At 60.9% G+C, this 17,865-nt stretch carries 15 protein-coding genes; 4 read left to right on the forward strand and 11 right to left on the reverse strand.

Going from position 1 to position 17,865, the window contains the following annotated elements; translation table 11 throughout:
* Window positions 1-83 precede the first annotated feature (83 nt).
* Window positions 84-662 carry a nucleoside triphosphate pyrophosphatase gene (locus M5B97_RS26985; protein WP_248733189.1) on the forward strand — a complete coding sequence of 193 codons (579 nt, stop codon included), beginning with the start codon at window positions 84-86 and terminating at the stop codon, window positions 660-662.
* Window positions 663-795: 133 nt separating this feature from the next.
* Here the strand turns inward: M5B97_RS26985 and M5B97_RS26990 are convergent, their stop codons facing one another.
* From M5B97_RS26990 to rluC, 3 genes are read right to left on the reverse strand one after another with little or no spacing between them, the layout of a single operon-like run.
* A complete protein-coding gene (locus M5B97_RS26990; protein WP_123718899.1) occupies window positions 796-1,779 on the reverse strand; it encodes a S49 family peptidase in 984 nt (327 codons plus the stop codon).
* A gap of 21 nt (window positions 1,780-1,800) precedes the next feature.
* On the reverse strand, window positions 1,801-2,463 hold the full coding sequence (locus M5B97_RS26995; RefSeq protein WP_248733190.1) for an HAD-IA family hydrolase: 663 nt from the start codon (window positions 2,461-2,463) through the stop codon (window positions 1,801-1,803).
* On the reverse strand, window positions 2,450-3,409 hold the full coding sequence (gene rluC, locus M5B97_RS27000; RefSeq protein WP_134661284.1) for a 23S rRNA pseudouridine(955/2504/2580) synthase RluC: 960 nt from the start codon (window positions 3,407-3,409) through the stop codon (window positions 2,450-2,452). Before rluC ends, M5B97_RS26995 begins: the two co-directional genes overlap by 14 nt.
* Before the next feature lie 768 nt (window positions 3,410-4,177).
* Here rluC and rne point away from each other — a divergent pair.
* Window positions 4,178-7,366 carry a ribonuclease E gene (gene rne, locus M5B97_RS27005; RefSeq protein WP_248733191.1) on the forward strand — a complete coding sequence of 1,063 codons (3,189 nt, stop codon included), beginning with the start codon at window positions 4,178-4,180 and terminating at the stop codon, window positions 7,364-7,366.
* A gap of 63 nt (window positions 7,367-7,429) precedes the next feature.
* On the opposite strand, the gene M5B97_RS27010 is transcribed toward rne, so the two are convergent.
* The 3 genes from M5B97_RS27010 to M5B97_RS27020 all read right to left on the reverse strand — a co-directional run bounded on the left by M5B97_RS27010 (window position 7,430) and on the right by M5B97_RS27020 (window position 10,475).
* Window positions 7,430-8,014: a nucleotidyltransferase family protein gene (locus M5B97_RS27010; protein WP_134661282.1), complete on the reverse strand. Its 585-nt coding sequence runs from the start codon at window positions 8,012-8,014 to the stop codon at window positions 7,430-7,432.
* On the reverse strand, window positions 8,011-8,997 hold the full coding sequence (locus M5B97_RS27015; RefSeq protein ID WP_134661281.1) for an XdhC family protein: 987 nt from the start codon (window positions 8,995-8,997) through the stop codon (window positions 8,011-8,013). Before M5B97_RS27015 ends, M5B97_RS27010 begins: the two co-directional genes overlap by 4 nt.
* A 146-nt stretch (window positions 8,998-9,143) precedes the next feature.
* Window positions 9,144-10,475 carry a dicarboxylate/amino acid:cation symporter gene (locus tag M5B97_RS27020; RefSeq protein ID WP_123718892.1) on the reverse strand — a complete coding sequence of 444 codons (1,332 nt, stop codon included), beginning with the start codon at window positions 10,473-10,475 and terminating at the stop codon, window positions 9,144-9,146.
* A gap of 340 nt (window positions 10,476-10,815) precedes the next feature.
* Here M5B97_RS27020 and M5B97_RS27025 point away from each other — a divergent pair, with 340 nt between their 5' ends.
* On the forward strand, window positions 10,816-11,814 hold the full coding sequence (locus M5B97_RS27025) for an AraC family transcriptional regulator (RefSeq protein ID WP_248733192.1): 999 nt from the start codon (window positions 10,816-10,818) through the stop codon (window positions 11,812-11,814).
* On the opposite strand, the gene M5B97_RS27030 is transcribed toward M5B97_RS27025, so the two are convergent.
* Genes M5B97_RS27030 through M5B97_RS27040 form a run of 3 tightly spaced genes read right to left on the reverse strand, consistent with a single transcriptional unit; the run spans window position 11,811 to window position 14,158 of the window.
* The gene (locus M5B97_RS27030) at window positions 11,811-13,157 is read right to left on the reverse strand and encodes an ATP-binding protein (RefSeq protein ID WP_123718890.1); all 1,347 of its coding nucleotides are present in this window, start codon (window positions 13,155-13,157) and stop codon (window positions 11,811-11,813) included. The two genes, M5B97_RS27025 and M5B97_RS27030, sit on opposite strands and share 4 nt — an antisense overlap.
* Window positions 13,154-13,831 carry a response regulator transcription factor gene (locus M5B97_RS27035; RefSeq protein WP_060756320.1) on the reverse strand — a complete coding sequence of 226 codons (678 nt, stop codon included), beginning with the start codon at window positions 13,829-13,831 and terminating at the stop codon, window positions 13,154-13,156. Before M5B97_RS27035 ends, M5B97_RS27030 begins: the two co-directional genes overlap by 4 nt.
* Before the next feature lie 18 nt (window positions 13,832-13,849).
* Complete coding sequence (locus tag M5B97_RS27040; RefSeq protein ID WP_123718889.1) at window positions 13,850-14,158, reverse strand: hypothetical protein; 309 nt, start codon at window positions 14,156-14,158, stop codon at window positions 13,850-13,852.
* A gap of 136 nt (window positions 14,159-14,294) precedes the next feature.
* Here M5B97_RS27040 and M5B97_RS27045 point away from each other — a divergent pair, with 136 nt between their 5' ends.
* The gene (locus tag M5B97_RS27045) at window positions 14,295-15,011 is read left to right on the forward strand and encodes a 4'-phosphopantetheinyl transferase superfamily protein (protein WP_248733193.1); all 717 of its coding nucleotides are present in this window, start codon (window positions 14,295-14,297) and stop codon (window positions 15,009-15,011) included.
* A 16-nt stretch (window positions 15,012-15,027) separates the two neighbouring features.
* Here M5B97_RS27045 and M5B97_RS27050 read toward each other — a convergent pair whose 3' ends face one another.
* Both M5B97_RS27050 and M5B97_RS27055 read right to left on the reverse strand, forming a co-directional pair.
* The gene (locus tag M5B97_RS27050) at window positions 15,028-16,638 is read right to left on the reverse strand and encodes an ATP-binding protein (RefSeq protein ID WP_248733194.1); all 1,611 of its coding nucleotides are present in this window, start codon (window positions 16,636-16,638) and stop codon (window positions 15,028-15,030) included.
* Entirely contained in the window at window positions 16,635-17,360 is a 726-nt protein-coding gene (locus M5B97_RS27055) for a response regulator (protein WP_134661277.1), read from the reverse strand. Before M5B97_RS27055 ends, M5B97_RS27050 begins: the two co-directional genes overlap by 4 nt.
* Window positions 17,361-17,865 lie beyond the last annotated feature (505 nt).

The raw sequence follows: 17,865 nt of genomic DNA on the forward strand, positions 1-17,865 counted from the left end.
ACCCGGCCATGTCAAAGGAAATTCAGCCCTGTGCGTCAGCCGGTCGCCCCGCTAGAATCCCAGGCCGCCCTGAGGAGACGCACATGCTGCCTTTATTACTCGCATCCAGCTCGGTTTATCGCCGGCAATTGCTGAGCCGACTGCACTTGCCGTTCATCTGCAGCTCGCCGGATATCGACGAAAGTCATCGTGCCGACGAGTCTGCCATCGAACTGGTCAAGCGCCTGGCCGAAGAGAAGGCACGCGCCCTCGCCGGCAGCCATCCAGGGCATTTGATCATCGGCTCCGATCAGGTGGCTGCGCTGGAAGGCCGCATCATCGGCAAACCCCACACCTTCGAGAAGGCCCGCGAGCAATTGCTGGCCGCCAGCGGCAAACGGGTCAGCTTCCTGACCGGCCTGGCGCTGCTGAACAGCGAGACCGGGCACTGCCAGGTCGACTGCGTGCCGTTTACGGTGCACATGCGCGAACTGAGCGCTGAACGCATCGAGCGCTACCTTCGGATCGAGCAGCCTTATGACTGCGCCGGCAGCTTCAAGGCCGAAGGGCTGGGCGTGAGTTTGTTTCAGAGCACCGAAGGACCGGATGCGACCAGTTTGATCGGCCTGCCGTTGATTCGATTGGTGGATATGCTGCTGGCTGAAGGCGTGCAGATCCCCTAGACCCGCCGCCGAAACAAACGTGGGAGCGGGCCTGCTCGCGACAGCGGAGTGTCAGCCAACCTGTCGGTCACTGCCCCACCGTACTCGCGAACAAATCCGCCCCCACACTTGAAACAACGACAAAGCTGAAATATCAGCGCAGCGTCGGGCCCTGGAAGCCCATGTACATCGCCAGCTTCTCGGCCACGCTGGCGCCCAGCTTCTTGGAGAAGCGATCGAACGGCGACTCCTGAACAGTGAAGTCCACCAGCTCCTTCTCGCCAACCACATCCCGCGCCACCGAACTGGCACTGCCCAACCCATCGATCAGGCCCAGCGGCAAGGCCTGTTCGCCAGACCACACCAACCCGGAAAACAGCTCTGGATGGTCCTTGTCCTTCAGGCGATCACCACGCCCCTGCTTCACACTGGCAATGAACTGACGATGGGTAGTGTCGAGCACGCCCTGCCAGAACTGGGTTTCGTCAGCCTTTTGTGGCTGAAACGGGTCCAGAAACGCTTTGTGCTCACCCGAGGTATAGGTGCGACGTTCCACACCCAGCTTCTCCATGGTACCGACAAAGCCGTAGCCGGCAGCGGTCACACCAATGGAGCCGACCAGGCTGGCCTTATCGGCGTAGATCTGATCGGCGGCGCTGGCGATGTAATACGCACCCGAGGCGCCGAGGTCGGAAATCACTGCGTAGAGCTTGGTATCCGGGTGCAGCGCGCGCAGACGGCGGATTTCGTCATACACGTAGCCTGACTGCACGGGGCTGCCACCCGGGCTATTGATACGCAGGATCACAGCCTTGACCTTGGGATCTTCAAAGGCTGAACGCAGGCTGCTGACAATATTGTCGGCGCTGGCGGACTCCTTATCGGCAATCACCCCGCGCACTTCGATCAACGCCGTGTAGTGACTGCCACGGGTAGCGCTCTTTTCCACATCCATCAATGGACTGAACAGCGCCAGCATGGCGAGCAGGTAAACAAAGGTCAGCAATTTGAAGAAAATACCCCAACGCCGGGAGCGACGCTGCTCCTGGACACTGGCCAGCAGCGTCTTCTCCAACAGCTTCCAACTTTTATCATCGCCGCTTTCGGACTTCTCGGGCGCTTTCCACTCGTCACTCATGCCATTAACCCCAGCAAAGACTTATCGGGCCTGACTGAGCCAGGCCTGCAATTCAGAAAAATGATCAATCGTCAGCCTGGGCTCGTATTGCTGCAAGGCCTCGGCCGCCTGGGCACCATAGCTGACGGCCACACTGTCCATACCGGCATTGCGCGCCATCATCAAGTCGAAGGAGGCATCACCCACCATCAACGCCTGGCGCGGCGCTACACCGCAGTGAGCCAGGATCTGCTCCAGCATCAGAGGATGAGGCTTGCTGGCAGTTTCATCCGCAGCACGGGTGATATCGAAATAATCCTCGAAACCATGGGCCTTGAGTACACGATCGAGCCCCCGCCGGGCCTTGCCGGTGGCCACCGCCAAGTGATAGCCCTCGGCGCGAAAGGCCTCAAGGGATCGCCTTACACCGTCAAATAACGGTGAAGGCTCTGCCTCAAGGGCAATATAGTGATCGGCATAGTGCTGACGAAACGCAATCAGCGCTGCATCGTCGATCTGCGGATATAACGTGCGTATCGCCTCAGGCAAGCCCAGGCCGATGATGCCCTTGACCGCCAGGTCGCTGCACGGCGCGAAGCCGGAACGGGTCGATGCCACGTGCATCGACTCGACAATCCGACCAATGGAGTCAGCCAGCGTGCCATCCCAATCGAAGATCAGCAGCTTGTAGTCAAGGTGCGGCACTCAAACGCTCCACGGTCTTGGCCCACATCTCGTCGACCGGCGCCTGCAGCTTCAGTTCGCCACCATCGGGCAGCGGCACGGTCAGCATGTAGGCATGCAGGAACAGGCGCTTGCCGCCGAGATCGCGAATTTCCTTGGAGAAATCTTCGTCACCGTACTTGGTGTCACCCGCAATACAGTGGCCCGCGTGCAAGGTATGCACACGAATCTGGTGAGTACGCCCGGTCACCGGCTTGGCTTCGACCATGGTGGCGAAGTCACCGAAGCGGCGCAGCACCTTGAACAGGGTCAGGGCTTCTTTGCCCTCCTCGTCCACTTCCACCATGCGCTCGCCGGAACGCAGGTTGCTCTTCTGCAACGGCGCACGAACGCTCTTGACCGAACTGGCCCAGTTGCCGCGCACCAGCGCCATGTAGCGCTTGTCCACGCCATCGCCACGCAGGGCGGTGTGCAGGTGGCGCAGCATGCTGCGTTTCTTGGCAATCATCAGCAGGCCGGACGTGTCGCGGTCCAGGCGATGGACCAGTTCCAGCTCCTTGGCGTCCGGACGCAACTGACGGAAGGCTTCGATCACGCCGAAATTCAGGCCGCTGCCGCCGTGAACCGCAATACCGCAGGGCTTGTTGATCACGATCAGCTTGTTGTCTTCGAAGACAATCGAGGCTTCCAGGCGCTGCAACAACCCCTGCGCCAGCGGCACAGGCTCGTCACGCTCGGGCACGCGAACCGGCGGCACACGGACGATATCGCCCGCCTGCAGCTTGTACTCGGGCTTGATCCGGCCCTTGTTCACGCGCACTTCACCTTTTCGCAAAATGCGGTAAATCAAGGTCTTGGGCACGCCTTTGAGCCTGGCCAGGAGAAAATTGTCGATGCGTTGGCCGGCATATTCCGGCGAGACCTCGAGCAGCTGGACGCTGGGGGTCTGGGGGGCGGTAGTCGTCATGGCGGCGATGATAACAATTTTTTATGGAATTGAAGCACTTAATCATTGCTGCTATAGTCGCGAACGCCGCCAAAAGCGGCCTGGGCAGAGGACTTGCGGCAAACTGCCGGCCCTGACCATCGCAATTCATCAGGACGCGAGGCCGTCCTACGGGGCTTTCGCCACCTTGGAAGACTCGGGATTGTAACAAGCGCAGGTGACATGAGGCCTGAAGCGAGTGCAGAAAGCAGAGTGAATACTCGCGTTTTGCGCCGATATTTACGGCCAGTTCACAAAGTGCAGTCAGTCTTGAGCCAGACCATGGCGAATGCTTCGGAAATAACGCCTGTTAAGAGCTGAGTGAGAGCGCAATCGCCCACACCTAGTCTTGTTTAGCCATGAGCGTGAACTCCCCATTGGAGAACACGGTAAATGCCAACCCGCTGCGGATTCTGCGCGCGGCAGCACCCGAATTATCAGGGATACGTGTAGGGTGGAGATGCACAACCGTCGGACCGTGTAGCACTAGGCTTATATTTAGACGCTTCATCTCGTCCACAGTCGCCGGTTGATTCCTCCTCCTGACCTTAGCTTTTGTTGAAGTGGTGCCTTTGTCACCACCGCTAACAAGCAGGACGCGTCCGTCGCGATACCGGCCCAATTGGCTGGTTTTTGCTGGACACTGGAGTGGCCAACCACTCTTGACGCACCTGACACCGACCGTGAGAAGTCGTGTGTGCCGAACGCCGTTTCCGGCAGCCCGGAAACCGACGGTACAACATGAAAAGAATGCTGATTAACGCAACTCAACCCGAAGAGTTGCGTGTTGCACTGGTAGATGGCCAACGCCTCTACGACCTGGACATCGAGTCCGGTGCACGCGAGCAAAAGAAGGCCAACATCTATAAAGGCCGTATTACTCGCATCGAACCAAGCCTTGAGGCTGCCTTTGTCGATTTCGGCTCCGAGCGCCACGGCTTCCTGCCCCTCAAAGAAATCTCCCGCGAATACTTCAAGAAAGCCCCCGAAGGCCGCGTGAACATCAAGGACGTCCTGAGCGAAGGCCAGGAAGTCATCGTCCAGGTCGAGAAAGAAGAACGTGGCAACAAGGGCGCCGCCCTGACCACCTTCATCAGCCTGGCCGGCCGTTACCTGGTCCTGATGCCGAACAACCCGCGTGCCGGCGGCATTTCCCGTCGCATCGAAGGCGAAGAGCGCAACGAACTGCGTGAAGCGCTGAACGGCCTGGTCGCCCCTGCCGACATGGGTCTGATCGTGCGCACTGCCGGCCTGGGCCGCAGCAGCGAAGAAATGCAGTGGGACCTCGACTACCTGCTGCAACTGTGGACCGCCATCAAAGAAGCGTCCCTGGATCGTTCCGCCCCCTTCCTGATCTACCAGGAAAGCAACGTCATCATCCGCGCCATCCGCGATTACCTGCGCCAGGACATCGGCGAAGTGCTGATCGACAGCGTTGAAGCCCAGGACGAAGCCCTGACCTTCATCCGCCAGGTGATGCCGCAGTACGCCAGCAAGATCAAGCTGTACGAAGACAGCGTGCCGCTGTTCAACCGTTTCCAGATCGAAAGCCAGATCGAGACCGCCTTCCAGCGCGTAGTCGAACTGCCTTCCGGCGGCTCCATCGTGATCGACCCGACCGAAGCCCTGGTGTCCATCGACATCAACTCGGCACGCGCCACGAAAGGTAGCGACATCGAAGAAACCGCCCTGCAGACCAACCTGGAAGCGGCTGAGGAAATCGCCCGCCAGCTGCGCCTGCGTGATATCGGCGGCCTGATCGTGATCGACTTCATCGACATGACCCCAGCCAAGAACCAGCGCGCCGTGGAAGAGAAAGTCCGCGAATGCCTGGAAGCTGACCGCGCCCGCGTACAGGTCGGCCGCATCTCGCGCTTCGGCCTGCTGGAAATGTCCCGTCAGCGCCTGCGTCCATCCCTGGGCGAAAGCAGCGGCATCGTTTGCCCGCGCTGCAACGGCACCGGCATCATCCGTGACGTTGAATCGCTGTCCCTGGCGATCCTGCGCCTGATCGAAGAAGAAGCCCTGAAAGACCGCACCGCCGAAGTCCGCGCTCAAGTGCCGATCCCGGTCGCCGCGTTCCTGCTCAACGAAAAACGCAACTCGATCACCAAGATCGAACTGCGTACCCGTGCCCGTATCGTGATCCTGCCGAACGATCACCTGGAAACGCCGCACTTCGAAGTGCAGCGCCTGCGTGACGACAGCCCGGAAGCCCACAACAACCAGTCCAGCTACGAGATCGCGGCCGCCGCCGCTGAAGTGGAAGAAGTCCAGCCGGCCGCCGCGACCCGCACCCTGGTACGCCAGGAAGCTGCCGTGAAGACCGCACCGGCACGTGCCAACGCACCGGTGCCAACCGAAGCGGCGGCCCCGGCTGCCGCTCCGGCCGCCCTGCCTGAGCCGAGCCTGTTCAAAGGCCTGGTGAAATCGCTGGTCAGCCTGTTCGCCACCAAGGAAGAGCCTGCGGCTCCGGTTGTCGTTGAAAAACCGGCTACCGAACGTCCTGCGCGTAACGAAGAACGTCGCAACGGTCGCCAGCAGAGCCGTAACCGCAACGGTCGTCGTGACGAAGAACGCAAACCACGCGAAGAACGCGCCCCCCGTGAAGAACGTGCGCCGCGTGAAGAGCGTGCACCTCGCGAAGCCCGCGAAGAAACCCCGACCGTAGCCCGCGAAGAACGCGCGCCGCGTGAAGAGCGTGCGCCACGCACACCACGTGCACCGCGTGAAGATCGCAAGCCACGTGGCGAGCGTGAAGAGCGTGTACGCGAACTGCGTGAACCACTGGACGCCGCGCCGGCAGCTGCTGCCGTTGCTGGTGCCGCGGTCGTCGCCGAAGAACGCCCGGCTCGCCAGCCACGCGAAGAGCGCGCCCCCCGCGAGGAGCGTCAACCGCGCCCACCGCGTGAAGAGCGTCAACCACGCGCCGAGCAAGCCGCTGCCGCCAGCGAAGAAGAAGTACTGAACGGCGAAGAGCAACTGCAGGAAGACGGCCAGGACAACGCCGAAGGCGATCGTCCACGCCGCCGCTCCCGTGGCCAGCGTCGTCGCAGCAACCGTCGTGAGCGTCAGCGCGATGCCAATGGCAATGTGATCGAAGGTTCGGAAGAAGCCGGCGAGCACCCGGAAGCCGCTACCGGCGAGCCGACCGGCGCCGAACTGGCTGCAGGCCTGGCCGTTACCGCCGCCGTTGCCAGCTCGGTCATCAGCGCACCGGCTGAAGCCCAGGCTTACGAGCAGGCTGAACGCGCTACCGCTGCCGTTGAAGAAACCGTCGCCGTAGAAGCGCCAGTGGTTGAAGCAACGACCCCAATCGAAGCCCCTGTGGTTCCGGAAGTGGAAGTTGCACCGGTTCGCGAAACCCAACCAGAAGCCGAAGTGATCGCTGTCGAGCCTCCACCCGCTGCTGAACCTCAGCCAGTGGTTGAGGCTGCCGTGGAAGCCCCGGTGGAAGTCGCTGCTGAAGCATCGGTTGTCGAAGCTGCTCCAGTGGTGCGTGAAGTTCGCGAAGAACAGACCGCCTTCCAGTGGGCCGCCGAACCAGCTCCGGTTGAAGCTCCGACTCCTGTGGCCGAAGAAGCGCCAGCCCCAGTGGTAGAAGAAGCGCCGGCACCGGTTGCCGAAGTGGTGATTGCCGAGCCAGCTCCGGCGGTAGAGCCCCAGCCAGTGGTTGAAACCCCAGCCGTAGCCGAAGTGGCCGCACCGGTGGTTGAAGCCGCGCCCGCCAGCGCCCTGACTGAAAACGGCCGCGCACCGAACGACCCACGTGAAGTGCGTCGCCGCCGCAAGGAAGCTGAAGCCGCTGCTGCTGCTGCCGCCGCTGCCGCTGCTGCACCGGCCGCAGTTGAAGCTGCCGAGGCGCCGGCCCCGGTCGCCGAAGCGGTGGTTGAGCACAAGGTCCAGGAAGAAGAGCACGAGCCTAAACCCCTCGTCTGATTCCGACAGCAACTAAAAAGCCCCGCCTGAGTGATCAGGCGGGGCTTTTTTACATCGGTTGAATTATGAGTAGCTCAATGACGCCGGCACATCCACATCCCACAAAACACCGGGATCATCCACCGCCACCTCCCTCAGAACAGCCTGGGCAAATAATGACCTGGCCCCCCGATCTCCCTTCAGGGCCATCAAGCCTTGCCCGAGCATCCGGCCAAACGCCACTGGATGCCCGTAGTGGCCGGCCTGGACCGGCACACGGATGCCATCCGCTTGCAGCCCCTCAATCACCCGCTCGATGCTGGAGGGCTGAATAAACGGCATATCCCCCAGCACTATCAGCCAGCCATCAGCCGAACCGCTGGCCGCCACCGCCGCCGCAATGCTTTCGCCCATGCCGGCTGAGTGCAACACCAGGACTTCACAGCCGTACGCCTCGGCCAAACGAATAACGTCAAACCGATCCGGCGAAGTGATCACCCAGCGTTTTACAACGCGTGCGGGCAAACTCCTCAATACCTGCTCGATTACCGGACGCGTCACGCCATCCAGGCCTATGCAATCAGCCAGCAACTTATCCTGATCAGCCCCCACCGCAGCCCGAAAGCGACTGCCCTGCCCCGCCGCCAGCACAATCGCGGTGACTGTCACTCAACCACCACCGATAACGGTTTTTTCTGCATGGGTGCCACGCCGTTTTTGATCGCGACAATTTCCGCCAGCAGTGACAACGCGATTTCCGACGGCGTATGGCTGCCGATATGCAAACCGATCGGCCCGTGCAAACGCGCAATCGATTCTGCCGACAACCCCAGTGCCGCCAGGTTTTCCCGGCGTTTCTGGCTATTGACCCGCGAGCCGAGGGCGCCAACGTAAAATGCGGAGGAATTCAATGCGGTCAGCAGGGCCATATCGTCCAGACGCGGGTCGTGGGTCAGGCACACGATGGCCGTGCGCTCATCGGTCTGGATATTCAGCACCGCTTCATCCGGCATACCCGGTACAAAGCGGCCATGCTGGTCTTCCCAGCCGTAGACGAACTCTTCGCGCGGGTCGCAGATCAGCACTTCGAAATCCAGCAACCGCGCCATTTGCGCCACGTAGCGCGACAGCTGCCCGGCGCCGATCAACAGCAGGCGCCAGCGTGGGCCGTAGATGGCGCGCAGGCGCTCCCCGTCAAAAGTCACCACATCGGTCTTGCTCGCGCTACTGAGGGTCACCGCGCCCGTGGCCAGGTTCAGCTCTCGGGCGACGACTTGGTGGTCCTCACAACGCGCCAGCAGTTGCGCGACCCATTGCCAGTCGTCCACCCGCTCTTCGGTCAAGCGCAACGTGCCACCGCACGGCAGGCCAAAGCGCGCCGCTTCATCACGGGTGACACCATAAGTCACCAATTGCACCGGTGGGCCGTCTTCCGGCAGGCGACCATCCTGCAGGCGCGCAATCAGATCGTCCTCGATACAACCGCCGGACACCGAGCCGATCACAACCCCGTCGCCACGCAATGCCAGCATCGCCCCAGGCGGGCGCGGTGCGCTGCCCCAGGTCTGGACCACGCTGTACAACACCACCCGCTGCCCGGCGCGACGCCATTCAAGCACACTGCGCAGGACATTCAGATCCACGCTATCCATCCAACCTCCTGCCAGCCTTACAACGAATTACACAGCCAATTACTGTAAAGCAAAAGCATCCGGAATGGCCGGCCACAAACGCAAACGCCCCGAAACAGTCGGGGCGTTTGTGGATGGCTTTGGCGTCAGTTCACGCCAACAGCGACTTACTTGATAACAGGAGCAGGGCCTTCGGCCACACCCAGGTCATCTTCCGGACGGGTATCAGAGATACCGGTGCCACCAGATGCCAGCTCGCTGTGCAGCTTGTCGGTGTCCAGTTCCTTGACCCACTTGGCCACGACGAGGGTGGCAACGGCGTTACCGACCAGGTTGGTCAGGGCGCGAGCTTCGGACATGAAGCGGTCGATACCCAGGATCAGCGCCAGACCGGCAACCGGCAGGTGGCCTACGGCCGACAGGGTTGCAGCCAGCACGATGAAGCCCGAACCGGTCACACCCGCAGCGCCCTTGGAGGACAGCAGCAGCACCAGCAGCAAGGTGATCTGGTGGGTGATGTCCATGTGGGTGTCAGTCGCCTGGGCGATGAACACGGCAGCCATGGTCAGGTAGATCGAAGTGCCGTCGAGGTTGAAGGAGTAGCCGGTCGGAATCACCAGGCCTACTACGGATTTCTTCGCGCCCAGACGCTCCATCTTGATCAGCATGCGTGGCAGTGCGGATTCGGAGGAGGAAGTACCCAATACGATCAACAGTTCTTCACGGATGTAGCGCACCAGCTTCAACACACTGAAACCGTGGGCGCGGCAGATGGCACCCAGCACCACCACCACGAACAGGACGCAGGTGATGTAGAAGCAGATCATCAACTGACCCAGTTGCACCAGAGAACCTACGCCGTAGGCGCCGATGGTGAACGCCATCGCACCCAGGGCACCGATTGGCGCGAGCTTCATGATCATGTTGATGATGTTGAACATCACGTGGGCGAAGCGGTCGATGAAGTCGAGCACCGGCTTGCCGTAGGCGCCCAGGCGGTGCAGGGCAAAGCCGAAGATCACCGAGAACATCAGCACTTGCAGAATGTCACCGTTGGCGAAGGCGCCCACGATGGTGTTCGGAATCACATTGAGGATAAAGCCAACCACGCTCTGGTCTGCGCCGGCGGTCACGTAGGCAGCGACTTTCGAGGCGTCCAGGGTAGCCACGTCAATGTGCATGCCGGCGCCCGGTTGCACGACGTTGACCACGACCAGGCCGATCAGCAGGGCGATGGTGGAGACGACTTCGAAGTACAGCAGCGCGTAGCCGCCGGTTTTACCGACCGATTTCATGCTTTGCATGCCAGCGATACCGCTGACAACGGTGCAGAAGATGATCGGGGCAATGACCATTTTGATCAGCTTGATAAAGCCGTCACCCAGTGGCTTGAGAGCCACACCGGTCTGGGGGTAGAAATGACCGAGCAAGATACCGATAACGATTGCAACGATCACCTGGAAATACAGGGATTTGTACAGTGGCTGACGAGTCGTCATTACAAAGTTCCTCAATCGTCCCGTGTAGCAAATATCCGCCATTGCCCACGACACTTGAATTGCGAACCCTCCTGCACTGGAGGGATTTGTTGTTTGCGAGGCTGGTAGGACCAGGCCTGCGCTGCCATTTCTTATCGCAAACGCCGTGCCACTTTCTTCAAATCTGCTAGAGGCCTTTAGACATCAGGGCTTGGAGCGATCAGGCGCCCTCCAAAGCATGTGAACCAATGGCGGATTTCCGCCAGGCCAGCAGATCCCGTCCTACAATTTGGCGGATATCCGCCTTGTTGCCCTGCCGGGTGATGGCTAACATCCGCCATTCCATGGACGAGGCCCTGACATGCGTGAACGCACCATCGCCAGTCACTACGCCCGAGCAGCCCTCGGCGGTGCCCGCCGAGCGGGTTACGACTATTCGGCCCTGTTGCAACAGGTGGGCATTACCCCAGAGTTGCTGACCGAACCCCGCGCCCGTATTGCGCCGGAACAATTTACCCGGCTGTTGCAGATGCTCTGGCTGGCGCTTGACGATGAATACCTGGGGTTCGCTGAAGGTTCGAGTAAACGCGGCACCTTTGCCATGATGTGCCACGCGCTGATTCACTGCCGCACCCTGGAGAAGGCTCTGGAACGCGGTTTATTATTTTATAGCCTATTCCCACAAGGTCCGCGCTGGCATCTGACAAGAGAGGGCGACATGGCTCGTCTGAGCCTGGACGACTCACAACTGTGGGACCCGGATCACTTCCTGAGTGAATGCCTGCTGGTGATCTGGCATCGCCTGGGCAGTTGGTTGATCGGCCAGCGAATTCGGTTGCACCAGGCGACATTCAATTACCCGATGCCGGACCATGCCGGCGAGTATGACTTGCTCTTCCCCTGCCCCCAGGTATTCAACGCACCGCGCAGCAGCCTGGTATTCCCCTGCCGCTATTTGAGCTTGCCGCTGCTGCAGGATGAACGCACGCTCAAGCATTTTCTGGAGCGTTCACCCGCAGACTTGCTGTCACGACCGGATGAAGGCGATAGCTTGAGCAGCCAGCTACGCCGCTTGTTGAGCCGCGATCGCACGCCCTGGCCGGACCTGGAGGCCGTGGCGCAGCACCTGCACATCAGCCCGCAGACCCTGCGCCGACACCTGCGGGAAGAAGGCACCAGTTTCCAGGCACTCAAAGATGAATTGCGGCGAGACATCGCCATTTATCACTTGGGACGGGCCAACCTGTCGTTGCAGGAAATCGCCGAGCAGTTGGGGTTTTCCGAACCGTCGGCGTTTCATCGGGCTTTCAAGAAGTGGACCGGGCTTACGCCGGGCGCCTATCGTGCGCAGGACAACTAGAGCGCCGGGAAGTGAATCTTGAACGCCGCCCCACCCAAGGGTGAATCAACCAGGGTCAGGCGCGCCCCGTAACTTTCGATGATGTCCTTGACCACCGCCAGACCGATCCCCTGCCCCGGATGCTGACGGTCCAGCCGTTCGCCGCGTTGCAGAATCCGTGCGCGCTGATCCGGTGGCACGCCGGGGCCATCGTCCTCAATGCACAGCTCAGTGCCTTCCAGGCTTTCTACCAGGCTGATGCGCACTTCGCTCAGGCAGAGGCGATAGGCGTTTTCCAGCAGGTTGCCGAGCATTTCGAGCAGCGCACCTTTCTCGATGGGCACATCACACTCGTCCGGCAAGTCAAAGGACACGGTGACGCGCTTGTCGCGGTAAACCTTGTCCAGCGTATCGCAAAGGCTTTGCAGCACCGGCGCCAGGCGTACCTGGTGGCGCACCAGGCCACTTTTGCGCAGGCTGGCCCGCTGCAGCTGATAGCCGATCTGCTGGCTCATACGCTCGATCTGAGATTGCAGAACCCACGCCTGACCACGCTCTTGCGGGCGCTGCGCCATCTCTTCGCTCACACCTTGCAATACCGCCAACGGGGTTTTCAGGCTGTGGGCAAGGTCGTCAAGAGAATCGCGGTAACGCGCACGCTGTTCACGCTCACTGTGCAACAAACGGTTGAGGGAGCCGGTGAGGCGCAACAATTCGCGTGGGTGTTCTTCGGTAAGGCTTTCGCGAGTGCCACTTTCGATCTGGTCCAACTCCTGGCTAAGGCGCCGCAGGGCTTGCAGGCCCCACGTCAAACCAAGCCAGAGCAACGTCAACAGCACCAGCAAGGCCGCACCAAAACCCAGGTAGAGGTTTTCTCGCAGGCCTTCAAGAGTCAGCTGATATTCGCGTACCGGCTGCAAGGCGACGATGCTGAATGCTGCGCTTTTGCCCCCCAGCAGTTTGACCTCGACGTCATACACGAAAAACTCCTGGCCGCTGGCCTCGCGGATACGTGCGAATTCGTTGCCTCGCCCGTCGTAACGCGGCCGGTAGTTGATGTTTTCTTCCTGGGTTGCCCGCGAACGCCAGACCAGATGGCCTTCACGGTCGTAGATATAACCCAGCAGCCGGCTGTCGGTGAGGTTGAAGCGCTCATCGGGCAACTGGGCGGGCATCAGCAACCGGTTATTCTCGACCCGTGCCGCAGAAATCAAGGTGGTCACGTCCGAGGCCAGCCGCTGTTCGATGGAATCCTGCAACGCCAGGCTGAAAGCGCCTTGCATGGCGGGCAACAAGCCCAGCATAAACAGCACGGCCAAGGTCGCGGCCGCCAGCATCAAGCGCACGCGTAGCGAGCGAATCAACGGCAACGCTCATTGAACAGGTAACCCAAGCCGCGCACGGTATCGATCGGCTTGAACCCCGCCGGGCCTTCCAGCTTGCGGCGCAGGCGCCCCACCAGCACTTCGATGACATTCGGATCGCGCTCGTCATCATCGGGATAGAGCTGCTCCATCAGGCGATCCTTGGCTACCACCTGCTGATGGTGGCGCATCAAGTACTCGAGAATACGGTACTCATAGGCGGTCAACGCCAGGGGCTGCTCATCCAGGGAGGCTTGTTTGCGGTTGAGGTCCAGCAACAAGGGGCCCGCCACGATCGTGGACTGGGTGAAACCACTGGAGCGACGCAGCAGGGCATTCATACGCGCCTCCAGTTCTTCGAACTGGAATGGTTTGACCACATAATCGTCGGCACCGGCGGCCAGGCCTTCGACCTTGTCCTGCCAGTTGCCACGGGCCGTAAGGATCAGGATCGGGAAGCTCTTGGCCTGAGTGCGCAGTTGGCGGATCAGGTCCAGGCCGCCCATGCCCGGCAGGCCCAGGTCGATGATGGCGAGGTCGTGGTTGAACTGACCGGTCTGGTACAAGGCTTCTTCGGCATTGGCCACGGCTTCAACCACATGCCCACTGTCGGTCAGGCGGGTCAACAGGTGATGGCGCAACAGCGCCTCATCTTCCACCACCAGCAATTTCATAAGGCTCTCCAAGGCGATTCAACTGTCCGACAGAGGGATATCATAGCGGCCCTGCAAATCTTGCGGGCGCAGTTTAATGCCATTGTATTGGCCCGTCAGGTGTTCGTAGCCGGTGCGGTAACCCGGTTGCGGGACGGTCTGCCCCAGCAATTGGCCCCACGGTGCGGCCTGGCTGCCTGCATCGTCGAAGCTGACACGGTGGATCAGGTTGCCGGACTTCTTGGTTTTCTCGCCGCCGAATGCCGCAAAGGTGCCGTCCGAAGCCTGCACTCCGGCAGTGGCACTGAGCATGGTCAATGCCAATATCAGCTGTTTGATCGCAGTCATCTGGTTACCTCTACGCGTTTGGCTGTTGGAGCCAGACTACGCAGGCGCCCCTGAACTCCCCCTGAACGGGCTCTGAACCTCACCTGAACCGTTGCAGGCTATCCACTGGCGTGCCAACTGAAGCAAAATACCGCGCATGACACCTCTACCCGCTTGCTGCACCCCGCTCAACGCCGATTGGCCACTCCCCGAACCCTTGCCGGGCACGGTGTTTCTCAGTACCCGCTTCGATCCGACCTTATTGAATGCCGGCGACTTCCAGCGCAGCGCCGTGCCGCCGCCCGCCAGCATCCAGCGCTCGGTGGCCAAGCGTCAGGCTGAATTCCTTGCCGGCCGCCTGTGTGCCCGTACGGCGCTGCAGCAACTCGATCGGCTCGATTGCGTCCCGGCCATCGGCGAAGACCGTGCACCGGTATGGCCTGGGCATATCAGCGGCTCCATCACCCACAGCACTGGGCATGCCGCGGCGATAGTCGGGTACAAGGCACAATGGCGCGGACTGGGTATGGACCTGGAGAACCTGTTGAGCCTGGAGCGGGCCGAACGCCTGGCCGGGGAAATCCTCACTGCCGATGAACTGCAGCGCATGGCCGACCTGCCGCGTGAGCAGATCGCCCTGTTGGTGACGCTGACGTTCTCGCTCAAGGAAAGCCTGTTCAAGACGCTTTACCCGATTGTGCAAAAGCGCTTTTACTTCGAGCACGCCGAGGTGCTTGAATGGTCCGACGCAGGCCATGTGCGATTGCGCTTGCTGACGGACCTGTCGGCCGAGTGGTGCCATGGCAAGACACTGGAGGGGCAGTATGCGGTGGATGGGGATCAGTTATTGAGCCTGGTCGCCATCAGCGCCTGACACACCGCGCGCAGTTTCAGGGCTTGTCTTGATCCCGGGGCCAACTCAGACTGAAGCATGCCCCGCCCAGGTTGTTGCTCTTGCCGATCAAGGCGCGTCCGCCGTGCCAATAGATGATCCGTCGGACAATCGATAAACCCAGGCCGTGCCCGCCCGAGGCACGTGTGCGACTGTCGTCCAGGCGCAGAAATGGCGTGAAGATCCGCTCCCACGCACTTTCCGGCACACCCGGGCCATCATCTTCCACATCAATGCGACAGCGCACCTGGCCCACCTGGTAGCTGATCAACACCTGGCCCTGGGCATGACGCATGGCATTGCTCACAAGATTTTGCAGAGCCCGGTGCAGATAACGCGGTTCGGCATCGACCCAGGCGTCTTCCCAATGCGCCGAGGACAGGCAGGTACCGCGACTCACGCTCACCTGCGGGCGCAGTGGCGACAATTCGCCGATGACCTGATCGAGCAAAGCGCTGAGGTCGATCCGCTGGAAATTCAGCTCCGGAGCACCTTGCTCCAGGCGTGCATAGGTGAGCATTTCGTCCACCAGGCCATCGAGGTCCTGGATATCACTGTCCATCCCGTCCATGTATTTGCGCCGTGCCTCGGGGGTGGCGGCGTCACCGATCATCTCCAGGCCAAAACGCAGGCGCGCCACCGGCGTACGCAACTCATGGGACACCGCGCGCACCAGTTCCCGCTGGATCGCCAGCAACTGCTGCAGGTGCTCGGCCATGCCGTTGAAGGCTGCCGCCAGACGCCCTACCGAATCCGCCCCGCGGGCCGGCACGCGCACCTCCAGGCTGCCTTTGGCAATACGCGTAGCCGCCGCCTCCAGCCCGCGGAGGCGCTGCTCAAGCTGGCGCACCAGCAAATACACGATCAAACCGATCAGGGTCAGGCTGACCAACGCGATCAGGATCAGCCATTGCGCCGGGTAAGGGTTCATTTGATACAGCGGGCCAAGCTCCAGGACCCAAGGCGTACCGACCATACCGGCGAACACGCGGATCGAATCGCCGCCCTTACCCAGGGCCATCACGGTGTCGCCCTCCGACACACGACGGCGCTGGTCATCATCCATGTCAGCCTGATCGAGCGTCATCAGGTGCATCTCGAAGCCAAAGCCCTTGGCTTTCTTTATGTCGGCAAGACGCTGCGGCTGCTCCGCGACCGGAAAACGCACCAGCTCATCGGCCAACAGGTAGATAGTTGCACGCGCCAGTTGCTCGCTGATCTGCTGCACTTCGCCGGTCAACACCAGCGATTCCTGCTCACTGACCAGGCGCAAGACGCGAGCGGCATGAGGGCCGGTCTGTTGCACCAGCACCTGGCCGCGTTGCAGGCGATTGCGCTGGGTAAGGTCCAACTGCGCATCACTGAGGCTGCGCAGTTCCAGGGGAATTCCCAGCAAACGCTCCCACACCGCCAAGGCACGCTGACGCTCGATGGCGCTCATGGGTTGCAGGTTGTCACCCATCAACGCAAAGGTGCCGTGGGCCAGGCGCTCGCGGTATTGCCCGCTGCGCACCTCGTTGAGCAGGTGCAGCGCCAGCACCCCCAGCAGCGCCACCAGAATCAGCGCCGCGCACATGCCGCCGTAGATGCGCAGGAAGATCGAGTTCACAGCGGCATGTCGACAGCGGCTTCGGGGACGAACAGGTAGCCTTTGCTGCGGATGGTCTTGATCAGGCGCGGGTGGATCGGGTCGTCGCCTATTTTCGGGCGAATGCGGGAGATACGCACATCAATGGAGCGGTCCTGGCCGTCGTAGCCGATACCACGCAAGGCAATGAAGATTTCTTCGCGGGACAGAATACGGCCGGCATTCGCCACCAGCAGCCACAACAGGTCGAACTCGGCACTCGTCAGTTCGATGCCCCCCTCATGCAGCCAGGCTTCGCGCAGGGCGTTGTCCACTACGAGTGGGCCGAATTGCAGGCGGCGCTGGCTCTCCACGGCGCCATGTTCGGCCGGCTCACTGCGGCGCAACAGCGCCTGGATACGCGCCAACAGCAGGCGCGGACGCACGGGTTTGCACACGTAATCGTCGGCCCCCATGTCCAGGCCCTGCACCTGGTCCATGTCATCGGTCCGCGCAGTGAGCATCAGGATCACGCCATCGTAGCCTGCGCGCACTTTGCGGCAGATGCTCAGGCCGTCTTCACCCGGCAGCATCAGGTCAAGGATAACCAGGTCCGGCTGTTCAGCGATGATGCGGGCCGCGGCCAGCGCACCATTGCTTTCCACCGCTACGCGCAGGCCATTGCTCTGCAGGTAGTCACGGGTCAATTCGGCCAGTCGCTCGTCGTCCTCGACAATCAGTATTTGCCAGGCTTCTTGCTCCACGGAGGATCCTCGTTTTTTTAAAGGCATACCCTGGCTGTTTTATTCGCCAGCCACACCTTATTTGTAATGTTCAGAGGGCATAACAAGGTCCGATTGTAGCCACGGGCCAGCCCTCTGGCACAAGCCTGGAAATCCACTCGGTGATCGTGTTTTTTTGTGATAGGGTTCGCGCCCTTCGAAAAACAGCCAGTTGTTTTGAACCCGAAACATTTAATGACAAACGGTGCAATCCAGCAGTAATGCGGCCTACACGGACATTGAACCCTTCTTACACATTTTACTCACAGCGTTATCCACAGGTTACTGCGTTGCTAACCCCTCAGAAACGCATTATCTTGTACCTCGGCGACAGACAAGACCCTACATGTGGGGTTTTTGACCCAACCGCCTAACCACACAAGTGGCTCGAAACTCAAGCGCTTTATTTGCTGGCGCAGCGTGGAACCAACAGATTTTCAGTAGACCAAACCGCTCACGCGGATGGCAGCTGTTCTCCATCCCCGAC

It is taken from the genome of Pseudomonas sp. MWU13-2517, assembly GCF_023242545.1.
Lineage (GTDB): Bacteria > Pseudomonadota > Gammaproteobacteria > Pseudomonadales > Pseudomonadaceae > Aquipseudomonas.